Annotated in this window: 5 protein-coding genes and 1 pseudogene; 2 read left to right on the forward strand and 4 right to left on the reverse strand. The window is 70.9% G+C overall.

Annotation, left to right across the window (positions count from 1 at the left end; all coding sequences use genetic code 11):
• On the reverse strand, positions 1 to 423 hold a 423-nt coding region (gene tamR, locus BEK98_RS45305; RefSeq protein ID WP_094222677.1), incomplete at its 3' end, for a MarR family transcriptional regulator TamR.
• A gap of 89 nt (positions 424 to 512) precedes the next feature.
• Here tamR and BEK98_RS45310 point away from each other — a divergent pair.
• Together BEK98_RS45310 and BEK98_RS45315 are read left to right on the forward strand one after the other, a co-directional pair.
• The gene (locus BEK98_RS45310) at positions 513 to 1,325 is read left to right on the forward strand and encodes a trans-aconitate 2-methyltransferase (protein WP_094222672.1); all 813 of its coding nucleotides are present in this window, start codon (positions 513 to 515) and stop codon (positions 1,323 to 1,325) included.
• 2 nt (positions 1,326 to 1,327) lie between these two features.
• On the forward strand, positions 1,328 to 1,612 hold a 285-nt coding region (locus BEK98_RS45315; protein WP_244202273.1), incomplete at its 3' end, for a VOC family protein.
• A gap of 60 nt (positions 1,613 to 1,672) precedes the next feature.
• On the opposite strand, the gene BEK98_RS45320 is transcribed toward BEK98_RS45315, so the two are convergent.
• The 3 genes and pseudogenes from BEK98_RS45320 to BEK98_RS45330 all read right to left on the reverse strand — a co-directional run.
• Positions 1,673 to 1,903, reverse strand: a complete 231-nt coding sequence (locus tag BEK98_RS45320; RefSeq protein ID WP_094222673.1) for a hypothetical protein — start codon at positions 1,901 to 1,903, stop codon at positions 1,673 to 1,675.
• A gap of 41 nt (positions 1,904 to 1,944) precedes the next feature.
• Positions 1,945 to 2,619, reverse strand: coding sequence for a TetR/AcrR family transcriptional regulator (locus BEK98_RS45325; protein WP_094222674.1), 675 nt, complete (start codon positions 2,617 to 2,619; stop codon positions 1,945 to 1,947).
• Positions 2,620 to 2,718: 99 nt separating this feature from the next.
• Positions 2,719 to 3,108: pseudogene (locus BEK98_RS45330) on the reverse strand (acyl-CoA desaturase); the annotation flags it as partial.

The following is a 3,108-nucleotide window of genomic DNA, read 5'->3' on the forward strand; positions in this document are numbered from 1 at the left end:
CAGCTCGGCGAGGATCGCCCGCTCCTGTTCCAGCAGACCCGCGAGCGCCTGGTCCGCGCGGTCCCGGCCCGTGTCGGTCAGCCGGACCAGCACGCCCCGCCGGTCGCTCGGGTCGGGCAGCCGCTCCACCAGGCCCTTCTTCGCGAGCCGGTCGATCCGGTTGGTCATCGTGCCCGAGGTGACCAGGGTCTGGGTCAGCAGCTGCCCGGGGGAGAGCTGGTACGGCGTTCCCGCGCGCCTGAGCGCGGTCAGCACGTCGAACTCCCAGGGTTCGAGCTGGTGCTCGGAAAAGGCGAGCCGGCGTGCGCGGTCCAGGTGCCGGGCCAGTCTGCTCACCCGGCTGAGCACTTCCAGCGGCTCCACGTCGAGGTCCGGGCGCTCCCGGCGCCACGCTGCGACCAGCCGATCGACCTCGTCCTCCATGGAGATCAGTGTAGTGGTTGTGTCGACATGAAGTCTCTTGATCTCAAGTCTCTTGACATCAAGATAACTGGGGCGGGAGAGTGGAGGACATGACGACGCCCACCTGGGACCCCGCCCAGTACCTCCGCCACGCCGGCCACCGCGCCCGCCCCTTCGCCGACCTGCTCGCCCGCGTTCCGGCTCTCCCGGACGAGCGGCCGCGCATCGCCGACCTCGGCTGCGGCCCCGGCAACGTCACTGCCCTGCTCGCCGAACGCTGGCCCACCGCGCACATCACCGGCTACGACAACTCGCCCGAGATGCTCGACAAGGCCCACGTCGACCACGAGGGCGCCACGGCCGGCGGCGGCCACCTCGACTTCGCCCACGCCGACGCCCGCGTCTGGACGCCCGAGGGGCCGCACGACCTGATCGTCTCCAACGCCACCCTGCACTGGGTGCCGGGGCACGCCGACCGCTTCGCCGACTGGGTCGCCGCCCTCAAGCCCGGCGGCACCTTCGCCTTCCAGGTCCCGGACAACATCGACGCCCCGCTGCACGCCCTGATGCGCGAACTGGCCGCCACACCCCGCTGGAAGTCCCGCCTGGCCGACGTCCTGCGCCACGAGGACTCCGTCCACGAGCCCGGCGTCTACCTGGACCGCCTCGCCCGCCTGGGGTGCGCCACCGACGTGTGGCAGACGACGTACCTCCACGTCCTTCCGGGTGAGGACCCGGTCCTCGACTGGGTCAAGGGCACCGGTCTCCGCCCCGCCCTGACCGCCCTCGCCGACGACCCCGAGGCCCGCGACGCCTTCGTCACCGAGTACCGCGACCTGCTACGCGCGGCCTACCCGACCGAGCCGTACGGCACGGTCCTGCCGTTCCGGCGGCTGTTCGCGGTGGCCGTGAAGGGGGCGTGAGGATGCTCGCCGCTGTGGATCACGTGCAGCTGGCGGCTCCCCCCGGGTCGGAGGACGCGCTGCGGGCGTACTACGTCGACGTCCTCGGCATGACGGAGATCCCCAAGCCGCCTGTGCTGGCGGCGCGCGGGGGCCGCTGGTTCCAGGCGGGGGCCGTACAGCTCCACCTGGGCATCGAGGATGACTTCCGGCCCGCGAAGAAGGCCCATCCGGGACTCCGGGTGACGGACATCGAGGCGTACGCGGCCCGGCTGGCGGCACGTGGAGCGCCGGTGACCTGGGACGACNNCACCGGCGTTTCTACTCCGAGGATCCGGTGGGGAACCGGCTGGAGTTCCTGGAGCCGGTCAGGCTGCCCGGCCCGGGTGTGTGACAGGGATGCCGAGCGCGTGGTCACCCTCGATCACGTGGAGGACGCGGTGTGCGCGCACGTAGCCGCCGCGCGGTAGGGCTGTAGTGGCGGTCCCTGGCGCCCGGGCCGGGGTGGTGCCGGGGGCGATGGTCTCGCGGCCCTGGGCCACGCGGTGCACCAGTTCTTCGAGACGGGAGTGGGCTGCGCTGATCTCGATCTCGGTCATGGCCGCATGCTCCCGCAAGATCACCCGTGCCGTTGGCTGGTTCAGCTCTTCCGGTGCCCTATCAGCCGAGGCTTCTGCTCCAGCCCGTCCAGGCCGTGCCACGCCAGATTCACCAGGTGGGCCGCGACCTCCGCCTTCTTCGGGCGGCGTACGTCCAGCCACCACTGGCCGGTCAGGGCGACCATGCCGACCAGGGCCTGGGCGTACAGAGGGGCGAGCTTCGGGTCGAAGCCGCGGGACTTGAACTCGCGGCCCAGGATGTCCTCCACCTGGGTGGCGATGTCGGAGATGAGGGAGGCGAAGGAACCCGTGGACTGGGGGATGGGGGAGTCGCGGACCAGGATCCGGAAGCCGTCCGTGTACTCCTCGATGTAGTCGAGGAGCGCGAAGGCCGCCTGCTCGCACAGCTCACGGGGGTGGCCGGCGGTGAGGGAGCCGGTGACCATGTCCAGCAGGCGCCGCATCTCGCGGTCCACCACCACCGCGTACAGCCCCTCCTTGCCGCCGAAGTGCTCGTACACCACCGGCTTGGACACCCCGGCCTTCGCCGCGATCTCCTCCACCGAGGTGCCCTCGAAGCCCTTCGCCGCGAAGAGGGTGCGACCGATCTCCAGCAGCTGCTGGCGGCGCTCCGCACCGGTCATACGGGTCCGGCGCGCTCGCCGCGGCTTGTCAGTGCTGGGGGTGCTGGAGTCGGTCGCCACGGCGTCAATCATGCCGCCTTCGCGGCTTCCTTCCGGCGCCGAGAGCCGCCTTCCTCGGTGTTACGGCGCGAATCGATACGCGAGCGTGACGGCCAGCGCACGTCGTACGNNACGTTGCCCGAGCGGTCCCGCGACTTGAACGGCCGCTTGCCCACCGCGTGGCAGATCGAGTTGATCGACCACGTCACATGGTGCAGCAGCGCCACTCGCACGAGTGACCCCCAGAAGAACGCGGTGAACGCGCCCCACCAGGACATCGTCACCAGACCACCGACCAGCGGCGGCACCAGCAGGGACACGGCCGTCCACAGGACGAACTGACGGGAGACCGCCCGGATCGCCGGGTCCTTGATCAGATCCGGCGCGTACTTCTCCTGCGGGGTCTGCTCCTCGTCGAACATCCAGCCGATGTGCGCCCACCACAGGCCCTTCATCAGCGCGGGAACCGTCTCCCCGAACCGCCACGGCGAGTGCGGGTCGCCCTCGGCGTCGGAGAACTTG

It is taken from the genome of Streptomyces diastatochromogenes, assembly GCF_002242805.1.
In the GTDB taxonomy this organism is placed as follows: Bacteria; Actinomycetota; Actinomycetes; order Streptomycetales; family Streptomycetaceae; genus Streptomyces; species Streptomyces diastatochromogenes.